This window comes from Endozoicomonas gorgoniicola (genome assembly GCF_025562715.2).
Classification (GTDB): Bacteria; Pseudomonadota; Gammaproteobacteria; order Pseudomonadales; family Endozoicomonadaceae; genus Endozoicomonas_A; species Endozoicomonas_A gorgoniicola.
In genome coordinates, this window is record NZ_JAPFCC010000001.1 from 1,012,127 (window position 1) to 1,037,929 (window position 25,803).

General features: G+C 48.1%; 26 protein-coding genes and 1 riboswitch. Of the genes, 18 read left to right on the forward strand and 8 right to left on the reverse strand.

The window, feature by feature from the left end; all coding sequences use genetic code 11:
* The first annotated feature begins 222 nt into the window (after nucleotides 1-222).
* On the forward strand, nucleotides 223-1,701 hold the full coding sequence (locus NX722_RS04655; protein WP_262566932.1) for a hypothetical protein: 1,479 nt from the start codon (nucleotides 223-225) through the stop codon (nucleotides 1,699-1,701).
* Between the two features lie 77 nt (nucleotides 1,702-1,778).
* On the opposite strand, the gene NX722_RS04660 is transcribed toward NX722_RS04655, so the two are convergent.
* Nucleotides 1,779-3,260 (reverse strand): leucyl aminopeptidase, encoded by a 1,482-nt coding sequence (locus NX722_RS04660; RefSeq protein ID WP_262566933.1) that lies wholly within the window; start codon nucleotides 3,258-3,260, stop codon nucleotides 1,779-1,781.
* Nucleotides 3,261-3,579: 319 nt separating this feature from the next.
* On the opposite strand from NX722_RS04660, the gene lptF reads away from it, so the two are divergent.
* Nucleotides 3,580-4,686: an LPS export ABC transporter permease LptF gene (gene lptF / locus NX722_RS04665; RefSeq protein ID WP_262566934.1), complete on the forward strand. Its 1,107-nt coding sequence runs from the start codon at nucleotides 3,580-3,582 to the stop codon at nucleotides 4,684-4,686.
* Nucleotides 4,679-5,737 carry an LPS export ABC transporter permease LptG gene (lptG, locus tag NX722_RS04670; RefSeq protein ID WP_262566935.1) on the forward strand — a complete coding sequence of 353 codons (1,059 nt, stop codon included), beginning with the start codon at nucleotides 4,679-4,681 and terminating at the stop codon, nucleotides 5,735-5,737. Before lptF ends, lptG begins: the two co-directional genes overlap by 8 nt.
* A 113-nt stretch (nucleotides 5,738-5,850) precedes the next feature.
* On the opposite strand, the gene NX722_RS04675 is transcribed toward lptG, so the two are convergent.
* Together NX722_RS04675 and NX722_RS04680 are read right to left on the reverse strand one after the other, a co-directional pair.
* Nucleotides 5,851-6,030 (reverse strand): hypothetical protein, encoded by a 180-nt coding sequence (locus NX722_RS04675; RefSeq protein ID WP_262566936.1) that lies wholly within the window; start codon nucleotides 6,028-6,030, stop codon nucleotides 5,851-5,853.
* A 170-nt stretch (nucleotides 6,031-6,200) separates the two neighbouring features.
* A complete protein-coding gene (locus tag NX722_RS04680) occupies nucleotides 6,201-6,689 on the reverse strand; it encodes an RDD family protein (RefSeq protein ID WP_262566937.1) in 489 nt (162 codons plus the stop codon).
* Nucleotides 6,690-7,176: 487 nt separating this feature from the next.
* On the opposite strand from NX722_RS04680, the gene NX722_RS04685 reads away from it, so the two are divergent.
* Nucleotides 7,177-8,331: a Na/Pi symporter gene (locus tag NX722_RS04685; protein ID WP_262566938.1), complete on the forward strand. Its 1,155-nt coding sequence runs from the start codon at nucleotides 7,177-7,179 to the stop codon at nucleotides 8,329-8,331.
* An 82-nt stretch (nucleotides 8,332-8,413) separates the two neighbouring features.
* Nucleotides 8,414-8,623, forward strand: coding sequence for a hypothetical protein (locus NX722_RS04690; protein ID WP_262566939.1), 210 nt, complete (start codon nucleotides 8,414-8,416; stop codon nucleotides 8,621-8,623).
* A gap of 429 nt (nucleotides 8,624-9,052) precedes the next feature.
* Here the strand turns inward: NX722_RS04690 and NX722_RS04695 are convergent, their stop codons facing one another.
* Entirely contained in the window at nucleotides 9,053-10,570 is a 1,518-nt protein-coding gene (locus NX722_RS04695; RefSeq protein ID WP_262563606.1) for an IS1182 family transposase, read from the reverse strand.
* 176 nt (nucleotides 10,571-10,746) lie between these two features.
* Here NX722_RS04695 and NX722_RS04700 point away from each other — a divergent pair, with 176 nt between their 5' ends.
* A complete protein-coding gene (locus tag NX722_RS04700) occupies nucleotides 10,747-11,079 on the forward strand; it encodes a hypothetical protein (RefSeq protein ID WP_262566940.1) in 333 nt (110 codons plus the stop codon).
* Between the two features lie 132 nt (nucleotides 11,080-11,211).
* Nucleotides 11,212-11,835 (forward strand): hypothetical protein, encoded by a 624-nt coding sequence (locus NX722_RS04705; protein ID WP_262566941.1) that lies wholly within the window; start codon nucleotides 11,212-11,214, stop codon nucleotides 11,833-11,835.
* On the opposite strand, the gene NX722_RS04710 is transcribed toward NX722_RS04705, so the two are convergent.
* The gene (locus NX722_RS04710) at nucleotides 11,802-13,004 is read right to left on the reverse strand and encodes an ISL3 family transposase (RefSeq protein ID WP_262563783.1); all 1,203 of its coding nucleotides are present in this window, start codon (nucleotides 13,002-13,004) and stop codon (nucleotides 11,802-11,804) included. The genes NX722_RS04705 and NX722_RS04710 overlap by 34 nt on opposite strands.
* Here NX722_RS04710 and NX722_RS04715 point away from each other — a divergent pair.
* The 5 genes from NX722_RS04715 to NX722_RS04735 all read left to right on the forward strand — a co-directional run bounded on the left by NX722_RS04715 (nucleotide 13,003) and on the right by NX722_RS04735 (nucleotide 15,972).
* Nucleotides 13,003-13,974 (forward strand): hypothetical protein, encoded by a 972-nt coding sequence (locus tag NX722_RS04715; protein ID WP_262566942.1) that lies wholly within the window; start codon nucleotides 13,003-13,005, stop codon nucleotides 13,972-13,974. The genes NX722_RS04710 and NX722_RS04715 overlap by 2 nt on opposite strands.
* 135 nt (nucleotides 13,975-14,109) lie before the next feature.
* Complete coding sequence (locus tag NX722_RS04720; RefSeq protein ID WP_262566943.1) at nucleotides 14,110-14,673, forward strand: forkhead box protein; 564 nt, start codon at nucleotides 14,110-14,112, stop codon at nucleotides 14,671-14,673.
* Nucleotides 14,674-14,807: 134 nt separating this feature from the next.
* Nucleotides 14,808-14,966, forward strand: a complete 159-nt coding sequence (gene tnpA / locus NX722_RS04725; protein ID WP_262566944.1) for an IS66 family insertion sequence element accessory protein TnpA — start codon at nucleotides 14,808-14,810, stop codon at nucleotides 14,964-14,966.
* Between the two features lie 72 nt (nucleotides 14,967-15,038).
* On the forward strand, nucleotides 15,039-15,209 hold the full coding sequence (locus NX722_RS04730) for a transposase (protein WP_262566945.1): 171 nt from the start codon (nucleotides 15,039-15,041) through the stop codon (nucleotides 15,207-15,209).
* A 49-nt stretch (nucleotides 15,210-15,258) separates the two neighbouring features.
* Complete coding sequence (locus tag NX722_RS04735; protein ID WP_262566946.1) at nucleotides 15,259-15,972, forward strand: class I SAM-dependent methyltransferase; 714 nt, start codon at nucleotides 15,259-15,261, stop codon at nucleotides 15,970-15,972.
* Nucleotides 15,973-15,974: 2 nt separating this feature from the next.
* Here NX722_RS04735 and napF read toward each other — a convergent pair whose 3' ends face one another.
* From napF to moaA, 3 genes are all read right to left on the reverse strand, one after another.
* A complete protein-coding gene (napF, locus tag NX722_RS04740) occupies nucleotides 15,975-16,499 on the reverse strand; it encodes a ferredoxin-type protein NapF (protein ID WP_262566947.1) in 525 nt (174 codons plus the stop codon).
* Between the two features lie 20 nt (nucleotides 16,500-16,519).
* Entirely contained in the window at nucleotides 16,520-17,185 is a 666-nt protein-coding gene (locus tag NX722_RS04745; protein ID WP_262566948.1) for a TorD/DmsD family molecular chaperone, read from the reverse strand.
* A 174-nt stretch (nucleotides 17,186-17,359) separates the two neighbouring features.
* Nucleotides 17,360-18,340, reverse strand: a complete 981-nt coding sequence (gene moaA / locus NX722_RS04750; protein ID WP_262566949.1) for a GTP 3',8-cyclase MoaA — start codon at nucleotides 18,338-18,340, stop codon at nucleotides 17,360-17,362.
* Nucleotides 18,329-18,472: riboswitch (molybdenum cofactor riboswitch) on the reverse strand. It overlaps the preceding gene by 12 nt.
* Before the next feature lie 108 nt (nucleotides 18,473-18,580).
* Here moaA and mobB point away from each other — a divergent pair.
* From mobB to NX722_RS04780, 6 genes are all read left to right on the forward strand, one after another.
* Nucleotides 18,581-19,123, forward strand: coding sequence for a molybdopterin-guanine dinucleotide biosynthesis protein B (gene mobB, locus NX722_RS04755; protein ID WP_262566950.1), 543 nt, complete (start codon nucleotides 18,581-18,583; stop codon nucleotides 19,121-19,123).
* Complete coding sequence (moeA, locus tag NX722_RS04760; protein WP_262566951.1) at nucleotides 19,116-20,357, forward strand: molybdopterin molybdotransferase MoeA; 1,242 nt, start codon at nucleotides 19,116-19,118, stop codon at nucleotides 20,355-20,357. The genes mobB and moeA overlap by 8 nt, the downstream gene beginning before the upstream one ends.
* A gap of 348 nt (nucleotides 20,358-20,705) precedes the next feature.
* A complete protein-coding gene (locus NX722_RS04765) occupies nucleotides 20,706-23,138 on the forward strand; it encodes a DMSO/selenate family reductase complex A subunit (protein WP_262566952.1) in 2,433 nt (810 codons plus the stop codon).
* Nucleotides 23,139-23,151: 13 nt separating this feature from the next.
* On the forward strand, nucleotides 23,152-23,778 hold the full coding sequence (locus tag NX722_RS04770) for a DMSO/selenate family reductase complex B subunit (protein ID WP_262566953.1): 627 nt from the start codon (nucleotides 23,152-23,154) through the stop codon (nucleotides 23,776-23,778).
* A complete protein-coding gene (locus NX722_RS04775; RefSeq protein WP_262566954.1) occupies nucleotides 23,775-24,614 on the forward strand; it encodes a dimethyl sulfoxide reductase anchor subunit family protein in 840 nt (279 codons plus the stop codon). Before NX722_RS04770 ends, NX722_RS04775 begins: the two co-directional genes overlap by 4 nt.
* A 249-nt stretch (nucleotides 24,615-24,863) precedes the next feature.
* Nucleotides 24,864-25,664, forward strand: coding sequence for a hypothetical protein (locus NX722_RS04780; protein WP_262566955.1), 801 nt, complete (start codon nucleotides 24,864-24,866; stop codon nucleotides 25,662-25,664).
* Nucleotides 25,665-25,803 lie beyond the last annotated feature (139 nt).

Consider the following 25,803-nt stretch of genomic DNA (forward strand, 5'->3'; position numbering starts at 1 on the left):
AAATTTAATGGTTGATATGGTTACGCTGTACTAGACTCTTCCCTCAGTCTGATTTCTACTCTTTTGAATAATTCATCTTTATTACACTCGAGGTGTTTTGTTTTTAAGAAGTACATTTATATTTCTATCTATAGCATTGATAGACATTGATAGATGAAGTTTTTTGTGTGACCTGAACTGTCCTTATTTAAAAAATCTTAAGTTAGTATCCAGGAGTCGTATATGATACCTCTGTTAAAATCAGTATCTGCTGTGGGCCTTTCTATTGTAATTCTGCATTCAGGCTTTGCCCATTCAAAAAGCGGACACTTTCAAATAAATGCCATAAATGGTCTGATTGCATCCGCCGTGGTAGTTTCTATAGCTGGTATTTCGTTTGGTGTAGGATTTGATGTGGCAAAGAGTATTTACCAGACAGACTATAGCTCTTCTCTCTCAAAAGATAGCGAACAAACCGACCCGGATAATTCAGATTTTCCTACACAAACCAGTCTGGTTTCACTTAACAATTACCAGCGGAAAATTATTAACCAGTACAACCTGCTTTCTTTTAAAAGGAATGAAGATGATTACTCTCTCTCGTCAAAAAAACACCGATATTTATGGGCCAGGGCAACCTTCCTGAATAACTTTGAATTATTCAGGCAGCACATAAAACCTGCCTTATTTGTGTTTGATAATGATTTTGATCCAACTGTCAATGGCTGTTTGTCTCCTCTTCCTGATCCCTTTACAAAAGACCTGCGCTGCAATGATGGGCATTTAACTGGCTATTGTCGTATTAAATACAGTCAGGATGGAAAAGAAAATACTCTGGTAGGTATGTTGGCCAATACGTCTGACAATATATCTGGCTGCCTGTTTCAATGGAGAGATACCATTGCTTACGGAAGCAAAATTCCTGACAACATACTGGTTACCGACAGGCGATATTACCAGATCAGTGTAACGAACAACATTCAGTCATATAAGTTTCAGAAACACCCCCGACACAATATGCAGTTTGCATCAGACCTGTTTGTTAATGGAAAATTTTATCATGAAACTCTCTGCCGTGATGTAGGTGGCCCGGCAACCGAACTTTATATCAGCAAGAGAGAAACCAAAGGCGATGGGTGCAAGGGGCTGTTTGATGTTCCCCCGAATATGGGATCAGTCTCTTACTATGTACCCTATAGCAATAATGACGAAGAGCGGGTTAAGCAATCTGATTCGTTAGCCTGGCTCGAGTTTGCTTCTGATGTTGATTCTGAGATCAACCTTGAAGTTCGGAATAAATTCTGCGCTCCCAAAAAAGACTTCAAGGAATTTATCCTCGGTTCAGTGGAGGGGACAGGAGCAGATAGTTTCTGCCGGTATATCAATGCAAAAGGCAATGCTGGCTATGTTGCAAAAAATCCCGATGGCAGTGCTCAGTCTGATTTTATGAAACCTCATATTTCTGAAAAAGTTGAATGGCAGACGTTTGAAGACGCTACACCTTTCAATGCCATCATCGCGGGTTTCAGTTACATCAAGTCCAATATCGTGGGTACAACAGCACCTGTCTATTTCTGTCGATACGGTGAGCAAAATACTTTTCACTATGGTCAGCACGTAAAAGGTACTAACACCTGTAACGTATCGTTAGCCACTGCCAATGGCAACTTGTACGCTATCAATAAATCGACGGACTTTGAGGTTCTGGTACCTGCGCAATAGTTTTGCAGGGTCAGATGCCGATGCCACCCATCCCCGTTGTTATTTAACGGGCATGGGTGAACGAAGCAGGGTATGTTTTAGAGCTGATTCAGCAGATACTGAGCCAGCATCGGCACTGGTCGGCCACTGGCACCTTTGTCCTTGCCGGAAGACCAGGCGGTACCGGCAATATCCAGATGCGCCCAGGGATAAGCTTCTGTGAAGCGGGCCAGGAAGCAGGCAGCGGTGATGGTACCGCCAGGTCGACCACCAATGTTTGCCATATCGGCAAAATTGCTGTCCAGCTGGGCGTCGTACTCTTCACCCATTGGCAGCTGCCAGGCTTTATCAGCAGCGTCGTTTGAGGCGGTCAACAGTTGCCCGGCCAGTTCATCGTTGTTACTGAGCAGGCCCGTGGTGTGATGTCCCAGGGCGATCACGCAGGCGCCGGTCAGAGTGGCAACATCAACAACAGCTCTGGGCTTGTATCGCTCTGCGTAGGTGAGGGCATCGCACAGCACCAGACGGCCTTCTGCATCGGTATTAAGAATCTCGATGGTTTTGCCGGACATGGAGGTAACAATATCACCAGGACGGGACGCAGTACTGCTGGGCATATTTTCAGCAGCGGCAATCATGCCGACAATGTTCAGGGGTAGCTCTAATTGCACAATGGTGTTCATCACACCCAGTATGCTGGCGGCACCGCACATATCGAACTTCATTTCGTCCATGGCGGCGCCGGGTTTCAGGGAGATGCCTCCGGTGTCAAATGTGATGCCTTTGCCCAGCAGTACAATGGGTTTGTCGCCTTTTTTGCCGCCTTTGTAATCCATCAGAATCAGTTTGGATTCCTGGGCAGAACCGTTACCGACCGACAGCAGGGAGTTCATGCCGAGCTTTTTCATTTCGGTTTCACCCAGAACTTTGGTCGTCAACCGGGTATTACCTTTTGCCAGCTCTTTGGCTTGATCCGCCAGAAACGTTGGGTGGCAAACGTTGCCGGGCAGGTTGCCCAGGGTGCGGGCAACATTGCGACCTAAGGCGATGGCTTTGCCCTGTTCAACCGCGTCTTTGGCGGGCTTGCTGCCTTTGCGGTCAGTGATGATCGTGACTTTTTTCAGTACGGCAGCCGGGGCAGGCTTACTCTTGAACTCATCGAAACGGTAAAATCCGTATTCAATGGCTTCAACCAGCTGACGGACTTTCCAGAAGTGATCCCGGTCAGCCACCTCGATATCGTCTACACAGATCATTGCGTCTTTAATGGTGCCGGATTTCAGCTGTGCAGTGATGGCTTTGGCCACTTTCAGAAAGTCTTTTTCCTTGACGGCAGACTTGCCATCGCCCGTGGCAACCAGTAACAATTGTTCACAGGCTGCCTCGGGAACGACGGGCAGCAGAAGGGCTTTACCGGTTTTATACGTCAGGTCTCCTCGTTTCAACACAGAGGAGAGCAAACCGTTACTGACCTCGTCGATCGCTGAAGCAGAGGGTGATAAACCCGATTGATCGGTCGTAATGACCAGTAGCCCGGTTTTCTGCTTGGCTACTGCGCCGCTTTTTACAACAAATTCCATGAACGCTCCTGTTGGACGTAGATCCTGTAATGTTCGCTTCTGTTAACACTGAGCCTGACGGGCGATATCAGTATTTTATTCAGTCACATCTACACACTCAGACTGTATTGATAGATAATGACCTGATGGAGTATTTGACCAGAGCACAGTTCGGATGTGAAATTTTCAGCCGTCTGTCTTGAGTCCGGCAGATGGTTGAACACCGAACTGTTGAATATCTACTCCGCAATGTAGTTTAAATGGTTACTGTTGTTTTGACGAACGCTTGTTCGCAACAGTAACAGACCCTTATCAGCTATCGGAACTGTGAAAACCGATCATGCCTTCGATTATATTTCGATATTTGGCCAGAGAAATGCTGCAGGTCATGCTGGCAGTCACTGGCGTTGTTTTGCTCATTATAATGAGTGGGCGATTTGTAAACTATCTGGCGCAGGCAGCCAGCGGCACACTGAATGCCGATTTTCTGTTTGCGATTATGGGCTACCGGCTGCCCGAATTTCTGGTGATGATCATTCCACTGGGTTTGTTTCTCGGGATTATATTAGCCTATGGTCGTTTATATGTAGAAAATGAAATGACGATTATGGGAGCGACCGGTATGAGTCAGGGGCAATTGTTGCGCATGACCATGCTTCCTGCTTTGGGCGTGATGTTGGTCGTCGCTGTACTGAGCCTGTTTATTGCCCCGAAAGGTATTCAGCAGGTTGAAATGCTGCTGACCAAACAGGATTCCCTGACTGAGTTTGATACTCTGGTGCCTGGTCGTTTTCAAGCGTTGGAAGGTGGTAGCCGGGTGACGTATACCGAAGCCCTGAGTGACGACCGTCAGCTGATGCAAAAAGTATTTATTGCCAGCCGTATCAACGACAACAGCAGTGCTGCGATGTCGCTGGTTTTGGCAGAAAGAGGTCGTATATCAACAACAGAGGAGAAGGGGCAGCGTTACCTGATCCTAAACGACGGTTTTCGTTATGACATGACACCCGGTATGGGGAATGTCCGCGTCACTGAATATGAAACCTACGGTGTACGTATGGAAGAGCGCACTATTAAAAATGAAATCAGTCGTGAGCAGGCACTGCCCACCGATGTGCTGATGAAGTCAGATGATACACGCCTGATTGCTGAACTGCAGTGGCGGTTGTCTCTGCCCCTGTTGGTACCCATTATTGTTTTGCTGGCTGTCCCTTTGTCCCGGGTGAATCCTCGTCAGGGGCGGTTTGTGAAATTGCTTCCGGGAGTGTTGTTGTATCTGTTTTATCTGGCACTGCTGATGTTTGCCCGCAGCGCGGTGGACGATCAGCGTATACCGGCGACAATAGGCGTCTGGTGGGTGCATGCTATCTATCTGGCCATAGGCCTGTTTCTCGTGTCGCAGGAGACGCTGCAATTAAAGCTGGGTCGGAGTAAAGCCAATGCGTAAGCTGGACCGTTACATTGCATGGAATGTACTGGCGGCCATGCTGGTGGTGCTGGTGGTGCTGGTCATGCTGGAATCACTGTTTTCATTTCTTGGGCAGCTGGACGATGTCCGGGCGAATTATGAGCCACTGGATGCCATGCTGTACACCATCATGCTAATGCCGAAGAAAGTCTACGAGTTTATACCCGTATCAGCCATGATCGGCTGTCTGGCCGGGCTGGGCAGTCTGGCTTCTAACAGTGAACTGGTGGTCATGCGTGCAGCAGGGGTATCGCTCTGGCGCATGGTCTGCTCTGTTATGAAACCGGCTCTGTTAATGGTTGTGGTGGGGACGTTTATTGGAGAATATGTGTCTCCGGTCACTGAGCAGATTGCAGAAACCCAGCGTAGTATTCTCAGGTCTTCGCAGGGCACCTATTCCGGTGAGGGAATCTGGCACCGGGAAGGCAATGAATATATGTATTTCAATGCTGTTGAGCCTAATGGTGTGCTGTATGGCATCAGTCGCTACAAGTTTGACGAAGGTATGCGCCTGCAGGAAAGCTCATTTGCCAAACGCGCGATCTATCAGAAAGATCACTGGTTGCTGGAAGATGTGGTGACCAGTCGTTTTGATGGTGAGAAGTTTGTTGAAGAAAAGGCGACCATTCAGCCCTGGGATACCAGCCTGACCACGACTCTGTTGAAAGTTGTGGTCGTCAATCCGGACGCACTCTCGATTTCAGGTCTGAAAACCTACACGAATTATCTGGACAATCAGGGGCTGGACTCGGGTGAGTATGACCTCGCGTTCTGGGAAAAGGCGCTGCAGCCCTTGTCAATCTTTTCCCTGGTACTGGTGGGAATATCGTTTGTCTTTGGCCCACTGCGTTCTGTGAGTATGGGGTTAAGAATTTTTTCCGGAGTGGTGACCGGAGTCGTTTTCATGATTGTTCAAAGTCTGCTGGGACCTTCAAGCCTGGTATTTGGTTTTCCGCCCATCCTGTCAGTACTGTTTCCAATCAGTATCTGTATTCTGATCGGTGCCTTGCTTCTCAGGAAAGCAGCCTGACAGAACTGAACCCGGCGGTATCTCCAGATACCGCTGTCAGCAGGCATAGCTCGATATAACCGCAGCTCGTTCAGTTTTATTTTCCTGCACAGACACGCTGACCTTGCACTGGCTCAGAAATGATAACCCCTTTGATGACGGTGTTGTTTTCCAGATGGTTGTCTGTTTCGGGTTTGTTCAACGGGAATGGGTACAGGTTGTAAGGCTTTTTGCATATCCTGTGGAATGGGAAACAGCATTGCCGCCAGGGTGGCTCTGACTGAACGAATGGCTTTTTGCAGCGAAGTGATCATGGCCTGTTCCTGAAAGTTGAGGCATTCACTGAATGCCTGGTCATTGTTTCAGCGCTAAACGGTCATGCGCTTCGTTGATTGTAATCTATATAAGTAGGAATACTAATATGTATTTCGGCTTTTATCTTTTTGTTTTGTAATTATTAGTAATAAAACGCTGATTCGATGTTTCACAGGGTCGTTTTCTCTTTCTGAACAGGGACATAGTATGTACCTGATCGCGAAGCATAATCCTGCCAGCTTTTTTTATTCTTGTCCCAGAGTACCCAGATCACACCAATACACCCTGCCAGCACTGACGGTATGGCCACAATAAAACGCACAAGCGCCTGCTTTGCGGATAGTTTATTGCCGTTTTCATTAAGGATGTGCAAACGCCAGGCCTGCATGCCTAATGTCTGGCCTTTACGGGTCCAGAAATAACCGAAAAAGCTGAAAACAGTCACAAACAGGGCTGCATAGAAGGCAGGGCTGTCCAGTGATTCGCCGTTGTCGGTCATCTGTTTAAGCTGGTCTGCGCCATAGATTTTCATCAGGATGCCAAGGTTGAGAAAACCAACCAGAAAACACAGTGATATGACCAGAAAAGTGTCATATAACATCGCTGCCAGCCTTCGCCACAGCGGGGCAGGCTTCATGGTGATCTTTTGTTTTTGCATGCGTACTCCTGTATTCAACACGCACTATTTATAGTCAGCCATTTATAGTCAGCCATTTATGTCAGTCACTCATAGTCGCCAGTTGCATTGTGAATCAGGTTGAGGGTTTTGAACAGATATTCAAATCAATTCTCGGTTTAAAAAACGATTTGACGGCAGAAAAAAGGCGGCGCTCCGCTTTTTCTACCTGCCTCAGACAAGAGGTTGATGACAACAGAATCAGAGGATACCAAGGCTGAGCCGAATTTATCCGGGGCGGAACGGGTTGGTAAACAGGTACTGACGTTTATAAGCATAAGGATATCGCTACATCAATATGTAAAATTCCACACTTGCAGCAATTTCTTATATCCCTAAAGTACGGTTTTTAAACTGATTACATTGTAATTAAATCGTCAAACCTGACCTCTGCAATGTGAAAGTACCCTCAGGGCCAACTCAGGTCGATCCTGACGGGAGACGTTAACGTGGGAAATCCGGGATTTCTATGCAAGCAACGACTGCTTATGTCGAGAACAAAGCTGTAACGACTTCTTTCCTGCCCTGGGTGGCGGTACTGCTGCTGGTATACACCCTGCTTGTGGCTGTGGGCCTGATTGGCGATGGCTTCAAGTGGGCTGCCGGTGGCGCAGACGGTGCGGCTGCACTGTTTGAATTTGCAACCAATCCGTTTATGGGACTGATTGTTGGGACCATGGCAACCGCTATGGTGCAGTCTTCCAGCACCGTGACCTCTATTACCGTGGGTCTGGTGGCTGCCGGCCTGCCGGTCAGCACCGCTATACCGATGATTATGGGTATCAATATTGGTACCACCGTGACCTCGACTCTGGTGAGTCTGGGCAGTATGGGCAAGCGGAATGAGTTCCGTCGCTCCTTCTCAGCGGCCACAGCACACGGTTTCTTTAACCTGTTTGCTGTTTTCATCTTCCTGCCGCTGGAACTGGCTACCGGTTTTCTGCAGAAATCTTCAGCCTGGCTGGCGAGCATATTCTACGGTAGTACCGGCACGAACCTGGGTGGCTTCGACTTTATCAAGCCATTGATTAAACCGGTAACCAAATCTATTGCCTCTGTTACTGAAAGTGCTCTGCCGGGCATGACCGGCGGCGTTGTACTGGCCCTGATTGGTCTGGCGCTGACGTTTATGTCCATTAGCCTGCTGGGTAAAATTCTCAAGCAGCAGATGGTGGGGCGTGCCAAAGACCTGATGCATAAAGCCATTGGTAGTGGTTCTGCTGGCAGTATTGCTTCCGGCGGTCTGATTACTTTCCTGGTTCAGTCTTCTTCAACCACCACCAGTCTGGTGATTCCTCTGGTGGGTAGTGGTGTGTTCCGGTTGAAGGATATCTATCCGTTCACCCTGGGCGCAAACATTGGAACCTGCATTACTGCCCTGCTGGCTGCGTTTTCCCTGAGTGGTTCTATGGCAGAGGCGGGTCTGCAAATTGCGCTGGTTCATCTGTTGTTTAATGTTGCCGGTGTATGTCTGATTTATGGTGTGCCAACGCTCCGTGGTATCCCTTATCACGCTGCCCGTCGCTTTGCACAAATCGCCAGCCGTCGTAAATCCGTGGTCTTTGGTTATGTATTTGGTGTTTTCTTTATCGTTCCAGGCTTGTTGATTCTGCTGACTAGCTAATTGACGATTTTCCATCTTATTAAGCAGGCAGGGTTTCCTGCCTGCGTTGTCTAAAAACGTCACAAGACGTTGGGAATACCCCATGAGTGATCTGAAACAGTACAAAAAGCAGAGAAAAAAGCTGAAGCAGGAAATCAAGGCGACAGAAGCGCACCTGGTACGCCTGAAGAAAGAGTTACGGGCTCTGAGAGAAGGTCAGCAGCATCAGGTGATTGAAGAAGAGCTGGATCAATTGATGGAGAAACCATCACTGTTTAAAAACCTGATGAAGCTTTTTGGTAAACAGCCCTGAGCGGAAACAGCCCTGAGCGGAAACAGCCCTGAGCATACAAATAGTCGTTATTCAGAGGCAGCAGAGAGCTGCCTTTTTTGTACCCTCAGGCGGGCTACGCTCAGAGCCCGGCGTGGTGATTTGGTTATTATTGCTAACCTAATTCTCAGCATTCCTGACAATGTTTGAACTTTTTGATAATTATCTATATCCATCTATATAACTATGAGTTGAAAATATCACTTTCGTGCTCAGGGAGAACAGTGATTTTCGCAAAATAAAGAAATGAGTTGAACTATCAGGAGTATTGCATAATGAACCCTAGGAGCCTGACCGAGAATAGCTTAGGCAGTCCTCCTAAAGGTTTCGCAAAATTCAAAATGAGCAAAAAACAACCACTTTTTGAGGTTGATTTGCTCATTTTTGCCAATTTACAGCTTTTCTTTACCTTTATGCCGCTTTTTCAACCTTTTTTAAATCCTCAAGACGGAGTGACCCCGTTAAAGCTTTCTTCACAATTTTTTTGAAATTATGCACTGTGCATACCAGTGAAAACTCTGCTTCCACTTTCTCTTTCCCGCGCAGACTGAAACTCCTGAATCCAGAGTTTTTTATCTGACCAAACGGCGGTTCCGCTATTACTTTGCGACGTTCGTATACCGCTTTCGCTTCGCTTGTTTCCATTTTTTTATTCATGGCTTGTCGTGCAGTTTCAAACTTGTCTGTGCGAATTACCTTGCCTGCACTTTTCTTGGAGCCACTGCATCTGGAGCGGTAAGCGCACTCTCGGCATACTTCCTTGTTTGCCCGGTAGCCTTTCCTCTTAGCTTTACTGGCTGGATTGGTAACCAATTTTTCCCCAGCCGGACAGATGAAGACGTCAGCTTCAATATTGTATGTAAAATCCGCTTTGACAAATTTTCGATCAGTATTTTCAAGGTTCGTGACAGCCGGTTTTTCTTCCTTATCAGTAGCGATATAACCGTCTATTCCGTGTTTATCCAAGGTGTGCAGATTTGGCCCTGAAAAATAGCCGTTGTCCATACTCCATTTATCCACAGCTGCGCCATCGGTAGATTCTGACAAAGCCTGAAGAGCAGGTTCTACTTCCTGTACGTCGTTGGCGCGCTGGCTGATGTGTTGGCCAACAATGATCTGGTGATCCGCATCTACATTAATTTGGGCATTGTAGCTGTATTCGCAGTACCCTTTCTTGCTCATCACCCGGGCATCATGGTCTGCAAAGCTAATCTGTTTCTTGTCGTCTATTGGCTCGTCCGGATTGAGGGCTTTCTCACGCTCTTCCAGTGCTTTTTTGGCAGCCTTAATTTTCTTCAGCCGTTCTTCTTTAAACTGGAGGTCTTCAGGAATACTGTAGCCATTGGTTTCTTTGTAGGCGTCGTCTTCTTCCTGATCGCACTGGCTGGCTTTTTTGATCAGTTCATCAACCTCAGCGCTGAGTTCTGCCTCTTTGGCTTTAAGCCGGCCGTAGCTCATGGCCTTATGCTTTGAACTGTTGGCTTTGAATTTCGAACCATCCAGGCTGATATGCCCAAGCGATGCCAGTTTCAGCTCCATCGCCAGCTTGACGGACTGTTTGAAACAGTCATGAAAAAACGACAGGTTGTTTTTGCGGAAGTCCCCCAGGACCCGAAAGTTTGGGCAATTCATCTGAGAGATGTACATGAATGCCAAGTCCTGCCGACACCGTTTTTCTATTTCACGGGAGCTGAATACACCATGACTGTAGGCGTAGATCAGGATACCTACGATCAGCTTGGGTGGGTAGGCATGCTGTCCAAGGTGATGGTACTGCTTTTCAACTTCCGAGGTATCAATGTTCTGGAAGATGGTCTCATAGATGTAGCAGTCATGATCTTTGGGAAGAAGATCAAAGATGTTGGTTGGAAACAGCAGGTGCTGGTCGAACTCAACAGGGCTATCCTTGAATTTTGGTGGTGGCGACATCAGGCTTCATCAGGGCTGCGTTTTGAACGCTATTATATCAGATAAATCCTATTCTCGGTCAGGCTCCTAGTGATTTTCCTCCGAGATGGAGTTTTCCACATGTAGAATGTGGCAACATTAATCCTCAGCATCCTGCAGCTGCACAGCCAAACTTCGATGGACGTATAACGACTGCCATGCCGCAACCTGGCACTTTGCGCCTTGCTTCTGATGTCACCTCATCACGAGAACCAAAACTTTTAAAACAATTTACTATCAATATTTCAAAAAGTGGGGTGCCATCAAATCAACCTTCATCCAGCAGGCAAACAGAAGATTCAATAAACGTGTTTTTCTATGAGACTGAAGAAGGTAAAAAATCTAAGCATTATATTGTGATACACAACAAAGTAGGCGGATTAGATAAACGGGTTTGTATAGATATAACGAGTACCGGAAAAAGACCAAAGATAGCATATGCCAAACTAATAATAATGGCCATTAACGATAGGGTGAAAGTCTCATATTGACTCTCTTTTCAGGGTCTACAGCCCAATAAGTATGCAGTAGCAACAAATTTCCCTGCCCAGCAAGGGTAACGGCCAAACACCGCTATGATGTTTACTGATAAAACGACACCATATTAGTGAGAGGCCGCCCCGATGGAAGTATGTCAGCCACTGACTGAAGTCGCCAATTTTTCCTGTCATGCAATTCAGCAGCTTGATCATAAACTGGCAGCTCTGCGCGAACAGTACGACCCCATTCAACACTTTGAAGACTATGAAGGTGAAGTTCACAAGATTTTTGCTCAGGCAGAGCGAGGTGTTCTGGAAGAAGACTTATCCGGACTTGATGTTGACACCCCGGTCATTGAAGTCAACGGCACCTGTTACCATCGAGTATTGCGAAGTTCAGAAACCTATCAGACTGTTGCCGGTTCTATCAAAGTTCCACGAACGCTCTACCGCAACGGTCAGGATCGCTGCATCGTCCCGCTGGAACTCCGGGCGGGTATTGTCGAGGGATACTGGACACCAAGGGCGGCAAAGCAAGCTGTCTGGATGGTCGCTCAAATGCCACCGGGCGACGTGAAGAACCTGCTTGATCTGATGGGCAATATGTCGCCTTCGGAAAGTTCTCTGGCTCGACTCCCGAAGAAGTTTAACAATCAATGGGAGCCAAACAGGGAAGCCTTTGAGGGTATCCTCTGGGAAAGCGTTAAAGTTCGGCTCTTTTACAGGTTGGCTGATCATTTTACAGCCTCCTGCCTGATTTTAAGATAGAGGTAATCAAGATCATTGTAGCCACAAGCTTTGTAGATAATCCGTTTGATGACTCCATTGAAAGCTTCAATCTTCGCGCTGGTTATACGATGATGGCAGTACGACAGCAAGCCCTCTCTTGCCCTGTCCAAGCCCTTAGCAAACCTCTTAAGTTCTGCAATTCCGGTTTCTTTTGCTAACTCTATCCATCTATCCAGAAACTTGCCGGCACACGCTTTGTACGTGTACGTCCATAGCTGTTTGAGCATGTCTTTCAGGATGTAAGCCTGATTGAGATCCTCGTTCATGCTCAAGAGCTCTTTCAGACTGCTTTCTCGCTTTGGAGTCAGGTTCTCAGGGTTCATGAACAGGTTGAACCGCTGACCCTTGATAAAGGGCTTGTTCTCTTCTTCAGCCTGACGCCACTCCCTGCGCCTTATCTGATCTATCACATCATTATAATTGGCAATAATGTGAAACTTGTCGTATACAATATCCGCATTGGGCAAGTGCTCTTTCACCGAAGCCTGATAGCTGCCACCACGGTCTATGCCAACACACTCGATGCTCGCTTTTTGCTCTTCAGTCAGGCTGCTCAAGAACTCATCCAGAGTCTCTTTTCGCTTGCCTTCACCAAGGAAGAGGGTTTCTCCTGAGTCGGCGTTAAGAACAACGGTAAGATACTGATGGCCTTTGCCAATGGATTTTTCGTCAATGAGCAGAGCGCGAATACCGTCACGCTTTGGAGCTGAAAGCATTCTCAGCAGCATCTCTTTATCCCAACGACGGGCAGTACCACCGGATATAGCAATGAATTCAGGCACCTTGTCGCAGGGCATATAGCGACATAAATGGCTGACGTGTCGTTTAAGGCGATCGGTTGCCTGAGCCTTGGGAGTTAAACCAGGAATAGTAACGGTTTCAATATTGTTGCAGTGTGAGCAGCGGCCCTGAAAAGCTGTGAAGAGAAGATTTACCTGTAGAACTCCCAGTGGTAAATCCTGGACACACCGATCTTTTGTCTTCATTTGTCCCATAGGGGTTTCACATTGACTGCATTTCTCGTGCTGAATTCGGCCATCCCTGCGGAGATAGACAAAAGCTTGTTTGACTTCCCAATCAATATCAATCTGCTCGATTACCCAGCCGGGAAATGCGAACATAGGACGTAGTGAGGGTGTTGTACACATGTCTGATCCTTCAGAAATTTTGATCTGTTCAAATCAATCTTTCCTGAAAGGCTATTTCTGTTGCAACCCCTCATTTTCCATCAGCCAACCTGTAAAAGCCCCTAAAGTTCCAGAAAAGGCGGTGACTGTGGCAGCGTCCCTCGACGGTGTTATGCTGCCAATGAAAGACGGCAAGCGTAAGGAAAAACGCGAACAAAATAAAAGTGACGGTAAGCGAACCCGTGGTCCAGCCGGTTGTCAGGAGGCCAGTTGTGGAACATTGTCGTTTTACGATACTCAGGGTGAACGCCTGTCAACAGTCAGAATCGGGCGTATGCCCGAAAGTAAAAAAGTAACTTTGAAGAACTCACTCTCTGAACTGCTGGATGAAGCCCTTCGGCAAAAGCCTGACCTGACTCTGGTTAAAGTGGCTGACGGAGCGAAAGACAACTGGACTTTCCTTGCCAATGAACTCCCGGAAGGCCACGAGATCGTAGACTTTTACCATGCTGCAGAACACCTGAAGAAGGCATTTGATCTGTCCTATGGAGAAAACAGTGCTAAATCCAAAGAAAAATTCACCACCTATCGCCACATTCTAAAGGAAGAGTTTGAAGGGGTTGAGAGAGTGATCAAGGCACTGGTCTACCAGTACAAGCGACATCCTCGACGATCAAAGCTGAAAACAGAGCTGGAATATTTCAGGAACAATCGCGCTCGTATGCAATACGCTGAACACTTGTCACAGAATCTGCCGATAGGTTCGGGAGTCATTGAGGCTGCTTGCAAAACCTTGGTTACGCGGCGTATGAAGTGCTCGGGCATGCGTTGGCGACTTCCGGGAGGTCAAGGGATTCTGACTCTTAGGTCATTAATCCAGAGCAAGCTGTTCGACAATGGTTGGAAGCTGCTGGCAGTGACTTATTGCTGTAAGGTTACGAAAACAGGAGTAAATAATGTCATCCCGTTCCCTTCGCAGAAGACAGAATGATAGTACCAGTCAATATGAGACTTTCACCCTAACGATAGCCCGGGAAAAGAGCTTGTTTTAAGTGATATTTATAAATGGATTGAGAATAATATTCCTTATTACAGACCGCCTACCCCGCCCCAAGCGGCGGGGAATATGGCCCAGAAAGATTCAAGCTCAAAGCCCTCCCCCAGAGCGGACTGGAAAAACAGTATACGACACAACCTGAGCCTTCATAAAACACTATTTAGAAAAAGGGATGCAACACCTCCAGGCATATCATCATCACTATGGTCTGCAATAGAGGATAAAGTTGCCGACTACATGTTCATAGATGAAGATCGCTTGATAACTGTATATAAAAGAAGAAAACAGCCAAACTCAACCACTTCCAGCCTTTCAAAATCCCAAAATTGCAGCGAAAATAAAAACACAGGAAGGCCGGTTAAGAGGAAAATCTCGTCATCGTCAACGATTACATCGCCTCAAACAAGCACTGTTACAAAAGCATTGCCAGAAGGAGATAATCTATCGCCAGCGACTACGAGTGTAGCTGAACCAGGTTATGATACCGGCGAGCGAAAATTAAAGGTGCTTAAACTCGAAGAAGTCAATGAGGTTCTTAGAAAAGATGGATTGCCTGTCCCCGAACCCACCTTTACAACTCTGGACGATGGCGATTTAACTCTGGACGATGACGAGTTATTGAAGTTGTTATAGTCAACCCGGATATTTTTCAAAATAATTCTGAAAAATATCCTGTCGCTTTAACGAAAGCGGTCATTTAAGGACGTCTACCAAAAACCATCCTGACACTCCATGCTACTCCCACATTCACTCTGCCGGAGAGCATTATGGCAACAGAAACAAAATCACCCAAGCGTCTCAGTAAAACTCAGTGGCAGGCTCTCATTACAGAGCAGCAAAACAGCTCTGCCACACAAGCCGAATTCTGTCGATCCAAAGGGCTGTGTCTTGCCACCTTCTATAACTGGAAAAAAGCTTGGCAATAACGACAAGCCAGCAGACCGGAAAGTCCCAATCCCGTTGACCCGCAACTGCAAATACAGCAGTTGCAGTCAGCGTTGGATGCAACTCTTCAGGAACTCTCTTCTGTCAAGCAACAGCTCAACTGGTTTAAACGGCAGGTGTTTGGTGAGAAGTCCGAAAAACGACTGACCATTGATAATCCAGACCAGATAGACCTTGTAGTCGTTATTCAGAGGCAGCAGAGAGCTGCCTTTTTTGTACCCTGATATTTTCTTTGTCTATCCTTTGCAGAGCTGATTTACAGGGTGTCATGGCATGTTCGACACAAAAAATTTTGCAGAGACTTACGCTCAGAGCAAAGAAAATCACCCGTTTCGCACGGAGATGGAACGTTACTCGATATTAAGCTGGCTTGGCACGGTCGAAGGCAAACGGGTTCTGGACCTTGCCTGTGGAACAGGGAATTACAGCCGGATGTTTTGTCGACTCGGCGCAAGCGAGGTGACAGGTGTTGACTCATCCCGGGAGATGATCAATTCTGCTCTGAGCCATACGCCGGACATAATGCCCGTAGCCTACCACACCCAGCCTGCTGAAGATTATGTCAACGATATTCCTTATGATCTGGTGTTTCATGCCTACCTGTTGAACTGTGCTTCTTCACCAGAAAAGCTGAATGAGCTTTGTCGTGTACTGTATCGGCATCTTGCCGTGGGAGGTCAGATGCTGGGAATTATGGGAATGCTTGGACACTACCCTTCAGGAAGCAAGAATCCCAGTGGCTGCTATACAGCCTATCAGGGTGAGCTGTCCGAAGGTGACGGCTATACGATCTTTTTTCCGGGACAGCAGGAAGCGGTTAATCATTACTGGCGTCGCAGTACCTGCCATTCTGCTCTGGTAGAAGCGGGTTTTTCGGATATTCGCTGGTACCTGCCTTCAGACAATCGCAGTCATCAGATGCCTGTTGATGACTGGATTGAGCTTGAAGAAAACCCTGTTTTTATTGGTGTCAGTGCAACCAGATAGTTTCAGCATCGCTTATGTAAAGTGATCGCCTTGTCGTAGCAGTCCAGCGAGCATTCGCCACACCCTGTACACAGGGCTTCATCTATCTGCACTCGCTGGTCTTTAATGCGGATCGCGTCTTCTTCGCAGGCATCCACACAAAAGTCACAGTGCTGGTTCAGGGTGAGCTGACAGTGACCGCTGACTCTGGCTACCGCCTGTATACGACGACCGTCTTCTTTGCTCAGAGCCCCCGTTGGACAGTGGTCAACACACTGGTCACAAAAGTCACAGCGACCGTAATCCAGCGAGAGAACAGGGAGTCCCTTTAACACGGGATGGCTTTCCTCTGACTGGCGAATCACCCGTTGTGGGCAGGCATCTATGCACCGGTCACAGCGATCACACAACGCCAGAAATGTCTGGTTATCCTGCGCCCAGGGTGGGCGTGGATAGATCGATTCAGGCAGTTCAACCGGTTTAGGTTTGACCAGTCGTCGAAATAACGCCCGGCGACCGGGGGAGGCGAGTTCTTCTGAATGGTTCATTGATCTGTTCATCAAAACGTTCAGCGATACAGTCTGACAATCCGATATTCAGCCCCGGTCAGGGCGGCCAGTTGTTCAAGGCTGCCTTTTATCAGCTGGCTGATGCCACGGTACACATCGGTTTGTGCATTGTCGTACAGTACTTCCAGAAAGCGGGGAGCCCAGGTCAGTACATGTCCAGTTAAGAAATCTTTTAATACGTCACGCTGGGTGTCCAGACAGGCACTGTCTGGTTCTGTTTCCACCATTTTGGCAAGGCGGTCAGCCATAAAGGCAAACATCAGGCCCAGGTGGTCTTCCGGCTCCCGTGTTCCTGTGTCTATTTCAATGCCACAGTCACGGTAGAACTGTTTAGCGGCAAGGGTAGGTTCGCCACACAGTGTCTGTTCTTCAGTCAGATAAACAGAAGCCCAGGGCGCTGCTTTAAGTTCTTCCGGACCCACAAACAGTTCGGCGTAATCGGCTTGAATATTACGAATAGCCTCTGGTGCAGACGACTGCAGACCTTTGGCAATTAATGTCAGTCCGTCATTTATTTCATGGTGGGAAGTGCTGTCCTGTCCGTGATCGGCAAGCTGTTTCAACTGCTCCAGAAACTCAACGTCAGGTGTCTGATGTAGGCACTGGTAAATCAGCTGACAGGAAAACTGGAAGTCCGCCAGAATCGTCGGGGTTTCATTGCTCATGGTTATTACCCGTTAATCGAAGAAGTAAGAAGCAGCTGGTAGAGTCTGGATGATCCCATTTCAGGGAGGTGATGTCTCTTGCGACTTGTCCGGTGAAAGTTTCGCGTTTGGGATGGTGTTCCACAGAAATCGCACAGAAATCGCACAGAAAGTGGCAGAGGCCAGGTGGCCTGGTTAGCCACCAATCTGTGCCAGCGTGGCTGTGCCACCGGTATAGCCATTTTGCAGAAAATGTTTACCCTGCTTCAGCTGCAGAAAATTCTGGATGCGGTTAATCAGTTCCGGCTGCTGCTGATCGTACTGCAGCAGGTCTCTGAGGTCATAGCCCTGATCGCCGAACAGGCACAGCTGTAGTTTGCCCAGGCTGGTTACCCGAAGGCGGTTGCAATCGTCACAGAAATCCGGTGAGTAGGGGGTAATGAGACCAATGCGACCACGGTATTGCGGGTGGTAATACTCCTGCGCCGGACCTGCCGATTTGTGTCGTGCCACCCTGACCCATCCGCTTTCGAGCAGTTGATCCCGAACCGTATTGCCAGCCAGATGTTGCTGGTTAAAGAAGTCCTGATTGTCGCCGGTTTGCATCAGCTCAATAAATCGCAGGGTGATGGGCTGGTCTTTTATCCAGTTCAGGAAGTCAGGCAGCTGATCGGCATTGTGGCCACGCATCAGTACGGCGTTAACTTTGAAGCCGCTCATGCCCAGCTGGAAACCTCTGTCGATACCGTTCAGGATTTCCTGCAGACGGTTATGACCGGTGATGGTCTGGAAGCCACGGGCATCCAGGCTGTCAACGCTGACGTTAATAGCATCCACCCCGGCTTCCAGCCAGGACTCAATTCGCTCATCCATCCTGTAACCATTGGTGGTCATGGCGACGGTCTGAATACCGGGAATCTGTTTAATCGTCGATACAATGTCGTTAAATTCATGGCGCAGGGTCGGCTCACCACCGGTAATACGCACTTTTTCTACACCCAGCCGGGCGAAAGCACTAATTAATCGTCGTATTTCGTCTACGGTCAGGGATTGCTTATGGTGGTGTTCTCCACACCCGTCAGGCAAACAGTAGTTGCAGCGGAAATTACACAGGTCGGTAATCGAGAGTCTCAGGTAGGGGAAGGTCCGCCCCAGATTGTCTTGCAAACGTAACATCAAACACCTTTCCAAATGCGGGAGGCACTGGCATTTCTGCCAGAACCCTGGTAGCAGCGAGTACATCATTCTGCTACGGCTTCAGAACCATGCCATGGGTTTAGGGACTGAAGCTCGGCGCTCATAATAATAATTTTCAGGGACTATCCTAACGATCTGTGCGGGTGATTTCCATACAGAAAAGCTGCATTGTGAAAAAATGTTTATCATACAGCTCGATTTTTGTTGGCTTTGTTAATTATGAACATTGTAAATTGTCAAACACCTCTAATCGGATTTGCGGCTTACAGTGGCACGGGTAAGACCACGCTGCTGGAAAAGCTGCTGCCCATTCTGGTGGGGCGAAAACTCAGGGTGGGAATGGTAAAAGCATCGCACCATGATATTGATCCGGACAAGCCGGGCAAGGACAGTTATCGTTTGCGGCATGCGGGTGCCACACAACTGGTGTTGAGCACGCCACAGCGGTCTGTCTGTTATACCGAGCGAGACCCGGATACCCCCCGTATGCTTGAAGAACAGCTTCGTTTGCTGGACCTGGATAACCTGGACCTGGTCGTGGTGGAAGGGTTTCGTGATGAGCCTTTTACCAAGATCGAGCTGTACCGGCCCGTTCTCAACAAGCTGCCGTTGCATCCCGGCGACCCCAATATTATTGCCATCGCCTGTGATGATTCTGGCTATCAGCCAGAGCGTTTAATGCCGGTTCTGGATATCAACCATCCTGAACAGATTGCAGACTTTATTGTTGCCACTTTTTTAAAGGAATTATCCCATGACTGATTGCTGTTCAACTCCCGGACTGATGCCCCTGGAGCAGGGACTGGAAAAACTCCGTCAGGAAATTACCCCGGTATCCGGGGTTGAACAGGTCGCCCTGGAGGATGCTCTGGACCGGGTGCTGGCTGAACCTGTTATTTCGCCCGTCAATGTTCCTTCCCACAATAATTCAGCCATGGACGGTTATGCCCTGCGGCTTAAAGACCTGGAGAATACCGATACGCTGCCACTGGCCGGGCAGTCACTGGCCGGCCACCCTTATGCTGGCGAACTGCCTGCCGGACAGTGTATCCGGATTATGACCGGTGCCAGCGTACCGGATAGCGCAGACACTGTGATTATGCAGGAGCAGGTGAATGTAACGGACAACGGTGTTCAGTTTCTGAATAAACCTGAAGTCACCGGTAATAATGTCCGTCTTGCGGGCGAAGATATCCCGGAAGGTTGTAAGGTGTTTGCGGCGGGTCATAGAGTGAGGGCACAGGACCTGGGGGTGCTGGCTTCCCTCGGTGTTCCTGAAGTAAAAGTCTTTCGTCGTGTCAAAGTAGCGCTGTTTTCTACGGGTGATGAGCTGAAATTGCCGGGACAGTCGCTAAGGCCGGGCGATATTTACGACAGTAATCGTTTTGCATTAAAAGCCATGCTGAAGCGTCTGGGCATTGAGGTTATTGATCTGGGGCTAATTGCTGATGATCCGGAAGCGCTGCGTCAGGCTTTTACAAAAGCAGATCAGCAGGCGGATGTCGTCATTACTTCGGGCGGTGTTTCCGTGGGTGATGCCGATTTCGTTAAGGATATTCTGCAGGAAATGGGCACCATGTCGTTCTGGAAACTGGCGATCAAGCCCGGCAAGCCTTTTGCCTTTGGACGACTGCCTGATAGCTGGTTTATTGGTTTGCCCGGTAATCCGGTTTCCGCCACGATAACGTTTCAGCAGCTGGCAACGCCCGCTCTTCTGCACTTGATGGGTACCCGCGCAGCTGGTCTGCAAACCATTCAGGCTGTGTGTAAAACCCCGCTTAAGAAGAGGCCGGGACGGAGAGAGTTTCAGCGCGGTATTCTGTCAACCGGCGCGGATGGGCAGATGGAAGTGGTGACTACAGGCAGCCAGGGTTCCGGAGTGATGCGTTCCATGAGTCTGGCTAACTGTTATATCGTTCTGTCTGAGCAACAGGGTGATGTGGCAGAGGGGGAGCAGGTAACGGTTCAGCTGTTTACTCATCTGCTGATGAATTAACACACTCTTCGCCGCCACTCTTCGCCGCCACTCTTCGCCGCCACCCTGCACCGGTGGCGGCAAATCTCAATCATTCTTATCTGCGGGTACGTTAGGGGCAGGCTTTGTATGGCAGGCAGATGCCGCAATTGCGTTAGTGGTGACCGCATAGTCAGTGTGTTTAATATTTGGTAGCACAAAAAATAGTCAACATTAGTTGACTCAGATCAATTATCGACTGCAAAACATACCTTTATTATCTGCACAGCCTGAATCCTGACTTGCAAGCTCTCGTCCATGTGCCTATTAAAAAACATTTTATTTCAGGAGTTTGCTACTCAGGTCAAACCCAATTGACCGGAGCACTCAATGAAAAACTGGCTTGATGAAACGATCCTGTCGCCTATGAAGCGGCGCCGCTTTATGAAGTGGGGCTCGCTGTTAGGAGGCGCCTCTGTAGTCAGCGCTGGACTGCCGTTAAAGTCTGTTGCCAAAGCTTCTTTTACTGATAAGAAAACCCCCGAAAACAAAACGACCTGGTCCGCCTGTATGGTGAATTGCGGGAGCCGCTGCGCACTGCAGGTGCATACCAATGACGGCGTTATTACCCAAATAGAGTCTGATAATCGGGGTGATGATAAAGTTTTTGGAGAGCACCAGATTCGTGCCTGCCTGCGAGGTCGTTCTATTAAACATCGGGTTTATAATCCGGATCGTCTGAAATACCCGATGAAACGTATCGGTGAGCGTGGTGAAGGGCGTTTTGAACGCATTAGCTGGGACGAAGCCCTGGACTTGCTGGCCGATAAGCTGAAGTACACGATTGACACCCACGGCAATGATTCCATCTTTTTCACCTATGGCACTGGTACCCAAGGCTATCGTACAGATGGTCAGCATGCCCTGCATCGCCTGATGAATATGCTGGGTGGATACCTGAAATACTGGGGTAACTACAGCTGGGGGCAGATTCAGCATGCCCTGCCTTTCACATACGGCGATACCAAGGCCGCTGCTAATGGCAGTTATACCTCAGAAATTAAGAACGCAGATCTGCTGGTGATGTTTGGGTACAACCCGGCTGAAACCCGAATGAGTGGCGGTGGTGAAATTTACGAACACAGTGTGGCTGTGCGTGAGAGAAATGTTCGTACCATCATTATTGATCCTCGTTATACCGACACTATGCTGGGTAAAGAAGATGAATGGATTCCTATTCGTCCCGGAACCGATGCTGCGCTGGTTGAAGGTATTGCCCATGTGTTGATTACCGAGAACCTGGTGGATCAGGCATTCCTGGATAAATATTGCCAGGGCTATGATGAAAAAACACTGCCAGCCAGTGCACCGAAAAATGGACACTATAAAGCTCATATCCTGGGTCAGGGGCCCGACGGTATCGAAAAGACACCTGTGTGGGCTTCTGGCATGACTGGTATTCCAGCCAAAAAGATTATTCAGCTGGCTCGCGAAATTGGTTCTGCCAAACCGGCTTATATCCTTCAGGGTACTGGCATTCAACGTCAGGCCAACGGTGAGCAGTCAGCCCGCTCTATTGTTATGTTGCCCATTCTGACCGGTAACATTGGTCTGCCCGGTACTAATACCGGTGATATGCCTGCGAACTATAGCTATCCGGTGCCAATGATTCCGACCGGAAAAAACCCTGTAAAAGCTGCTATTCCTTTCTTTGGCTGGACGGATGCTATCGTCCGGGGTCAGGAAATGACAGACAAAACGGATGGTGTTCTTGGCGTTAAGCAATTAAACACGTCAATTAAAATGCTGATCAGTTATGCCAGTAATATGTTGGCAAACCAGCATGCTGATATAAACCGCACGAGAGAAATCTTGCGAGATGAAAGCCTGTGTGAGTTTATCGTTCTTCTCGATAACCATATGACACCGAGCGCACGCTTTGCTGATTTGCTGTTACCTGATGTGACGACTCTGGAAAACACAGAGGTCAGCTCCGATGGTTACGCTTCCGGTTCTATGGGTGCAGTTGTACCTCTGGTTCCCGCTATTAAGCCGATGTATGAGTGCCGCAGTGCTTACGATGTGTGTGTGGGCGTGGCGGAACGTTTTGGAATTCGTGAGCAGTATACAGAGGGTCGTACCCATGAGCAGTGGGTTGAGCATCTGTACGCCGGAGCCCGGGCCAAAGATTCCCGTCTACCTTCTCTGGAACAGCTGCGAAAAGACGGTCCTTTAAGGGTAATGGCGCCGGAAGATAACCGGGTTGCACTGGAAGACTTCCGTACTGACCCGGTGAAACACGCGTTAGGGACACCTTCGGGTAAAATTGAAATCTACTCCACCAAGCTGGAGAAGATTGCAAAAGAGTGGGTTCTGCCTGAAGGCGATGTCATCACCCCGATACCGCAATATGTGACCACCTGGGAAAGTCATCTTGATCCGCTGACAGAGAAGTATCCTTTGCAGCTGGTCGGTTTCCACACTAAAGGGCGGGTTCACTCGACTTATCATAACATTCCGGTACTGCGTGAAGCCGTGATGGATGGTGTCTGGATGAACCCAGTGGATGCGAAGGCTCGTGGCATTAAAAATGGCGATCAGGTACGCATCTGGAATGACCGTGGTGAAACCCGGGTTCTGGCTAAGGTCACTCCACGAATCATTCCCGGAGTGATGGCTTTGGGTGAAGGTGCCTGGTACAAGCCGGATCGTAAAGGGGTTGATCGTGGTGGTTGTTTTAATGTGTTAACGAATCAAAGGCCAACACCTTTGTCGAAAGGGAACCCCCAACACACCAATCTGGTTGAAATCGCCAGGGTCTGAGGAGTATTGAACAATGGCTCAAATGGGATTCTATGTCGATACCAGTAAGTGTACCGGCTGTAAAACCTGTCAACTGTCTTGTAAAGACAAAAATGATCTGCCAGTAGGTATGAACTGGCGTCGTGTTTACGAATACTCCGGAGGCGACTGGGTTCAGCACGAAGACGGTACTTTCAGCAATGATGTGTTTGCTTATTATGTATCCATCAGCTGTAACCACTGTGCGCAGCCTGCCTGTACCAAAGCATGCCCGACAGGCGCTATGCATAAGCGTGAAGAAGATGGTCTGGTCGTTGTGGACGACACCGTATGCGTAGGCTGCCGTTACTGTGAAATGGCCTGTCCTTACGGGGCACCACAGTTTAACCCGGTCAAGAAAGTTATGAGTAAGTGCAATGGCTGTTATGAAAGAGTGGCTACAGGCCAGAAGCCAGTGTGTGTTGAGTCCTGCCCGCTGCGTGCGCTGGAGTTTGGCCCGATTGATGAATTGCGTGCCAGATACGGAAACCGTGCCGATATTGCGCCACTGCCGGATCAGACGCTGACCAATCCATCAGTGATTATTGGTACCTCTCGTAATTCCCGCCTGAGCGGTGATAAAGAAGGCAAAATTGAGAACCCGCAGGAGGTAGGATTATGAGTGAGTTGCCTTTGGTTTTCTTCACTGTTCTGGCACAAAGTGCAGTTGGTTTGTTTGTCACTCTTGGCCTGGTTGAAATGCTGGCCAAGCCCAATGAAAAGGTGATGACACGCAGCTTTATGGCCGTGTTTGTTCTGTTGGGTTTGGCTGCGGTGGCATCGACCACCCACCTGGGACAACCTTTCCGGATGTTCAACGTATTGTTCGGTCTGGAACACTTCTCTGCTCTGAGTCTGGAAATTGTGGCTCTTAGCCTGTTTGGTGGTGCCGGTGTCACCTATACGGCTATGCGGCTTTTTGGTATTGCACCAGGATTGCAAAAGCTGGTGTTGCCTGTTGCCATGGTGTTGGGAGTTGTTTTTGTTCTTGCTATTTCAAGAGTTTACACGCTGGCAACAGTACCGAGCTGGAACAGCAACTGGACACCTTTTCAGTTCCTGATGACGGCAGCGGTTGCGGGGCCTATAGCGGCGGCTGCATTATTGCGCTTTCAGTCAGTCAACCTTAGCGGTCTGGCTCTGACTGACAAAGCGTTAGGAATGGCTGTATTGATGACAATGACCATTGCCCTGGTGGGTTATGTAGGCTACTTGTTCTGGCTGGGACAGTTGTCGGTTGCTGTTAACCCTCTGGCGATGTTGAGCTACGGTCAGATGCTGGCGGTGGTTCGTCTGGTGCTTCTGGTGGGTGGGGTACTGATGTTTGCAGTCTCTGCCATGCGTGGCAGCAGCAGTGGTTATCAGGCTGCAATCAGCTTTGTTGTCGTGCTGGCCTCTGAACTTATGGGTCGTGCTTTCTTCTACGATATCCATCTGAGTGCCGGTTCCGGTATGTAAGAGGTAGCGTTTAACAGCCCTGAACCAGTCGATGATTGCTGGCTCAGGGCTTGTGCTGATTTTTCCCTTCTCTTGATCAATCAGGCTGGACAAGCTTTCAGCGACTATCTGCCCGCCTGTCTGATTTCTTTTATCCAGGTATATAGATATCAACGTTAGATGAATAAGCGTGAACTAACCATTTGCTTTCGAGTCTAAATATTTTGTCTTGATGAATATGGATATTAATACTGCTTAAGGAGAAGTAAAATGAATTTGGGTAATGTACAACCGCCTGTAGTGAATATCGCTGCTCAAAACCCTCAGCAAGAGGAAAGTAGTTTTGTACAATCGGTATGGGGTGCTCTAACAGTCGATACTGCGGTCACCAGCATAGCTCTCTGTTCTAAATATATGAATCCAATTGGCTACATATTTGGAGACATTGCATTAAAAACCGTTGATGTAATGACGGTAGATGAAACCAAAGTAGCTCGAAAAACTGCGCAGAAAAAAAGTGAGCGAGTGAATGAAATGAATAAAACGCTCCAGACAGCAGGTTTAGGTTTTAGTTCCCTTAAAGAAATGCAAAAAGAACTGTTATCTATTGAAGAAAGTCTTAATAAGGAATTAGGCAGTTTAAATAGAATAAACATAGGTTCAAGTATGCAAGTTGCAGCTAAGCTGCTTAGCCTGATAGGATTCAAATTTTCTGCACTTGTTGGACTGGGTAACATGCTCTTTTCAAGCATAGGTGACCTGAATGAAAAAGAGCATAACGTTACTGCTGGAGTAGTAGCGATGCTTTCTCTTGCCGGTCTTTGTTATTACACTGCTGCGAAAGCTATTTTCAGTACTTTTATACCTGCTAGTGGAATAGAAAAAATGTATCTTAAAAGAGAAATAGAGCAAACGCTTGAACAGTTGAAAACGACCAAAGAAACTATAGATAAACAAATGTTTGAAGAAAAACCTTTTGCAAAAGAGTTTGATTCTATTCTGAACGATCTTGATAAGGTAGTGTTTGACTTGGGCAGACTTGAAAGAAAAGTAATGTCAGCCATTAATTAAACCCAGAGTGCAGAGGCCATTGCTGAAACTAAATAAGTAGCAGTAATTGTCTCTCGCAGTTTTTTATTTTCCACTTTGTTAAACGGTTCGGTTACCCACACTCAAACGGCTTAATTTCAGTGATTAAGTACTCAACCCT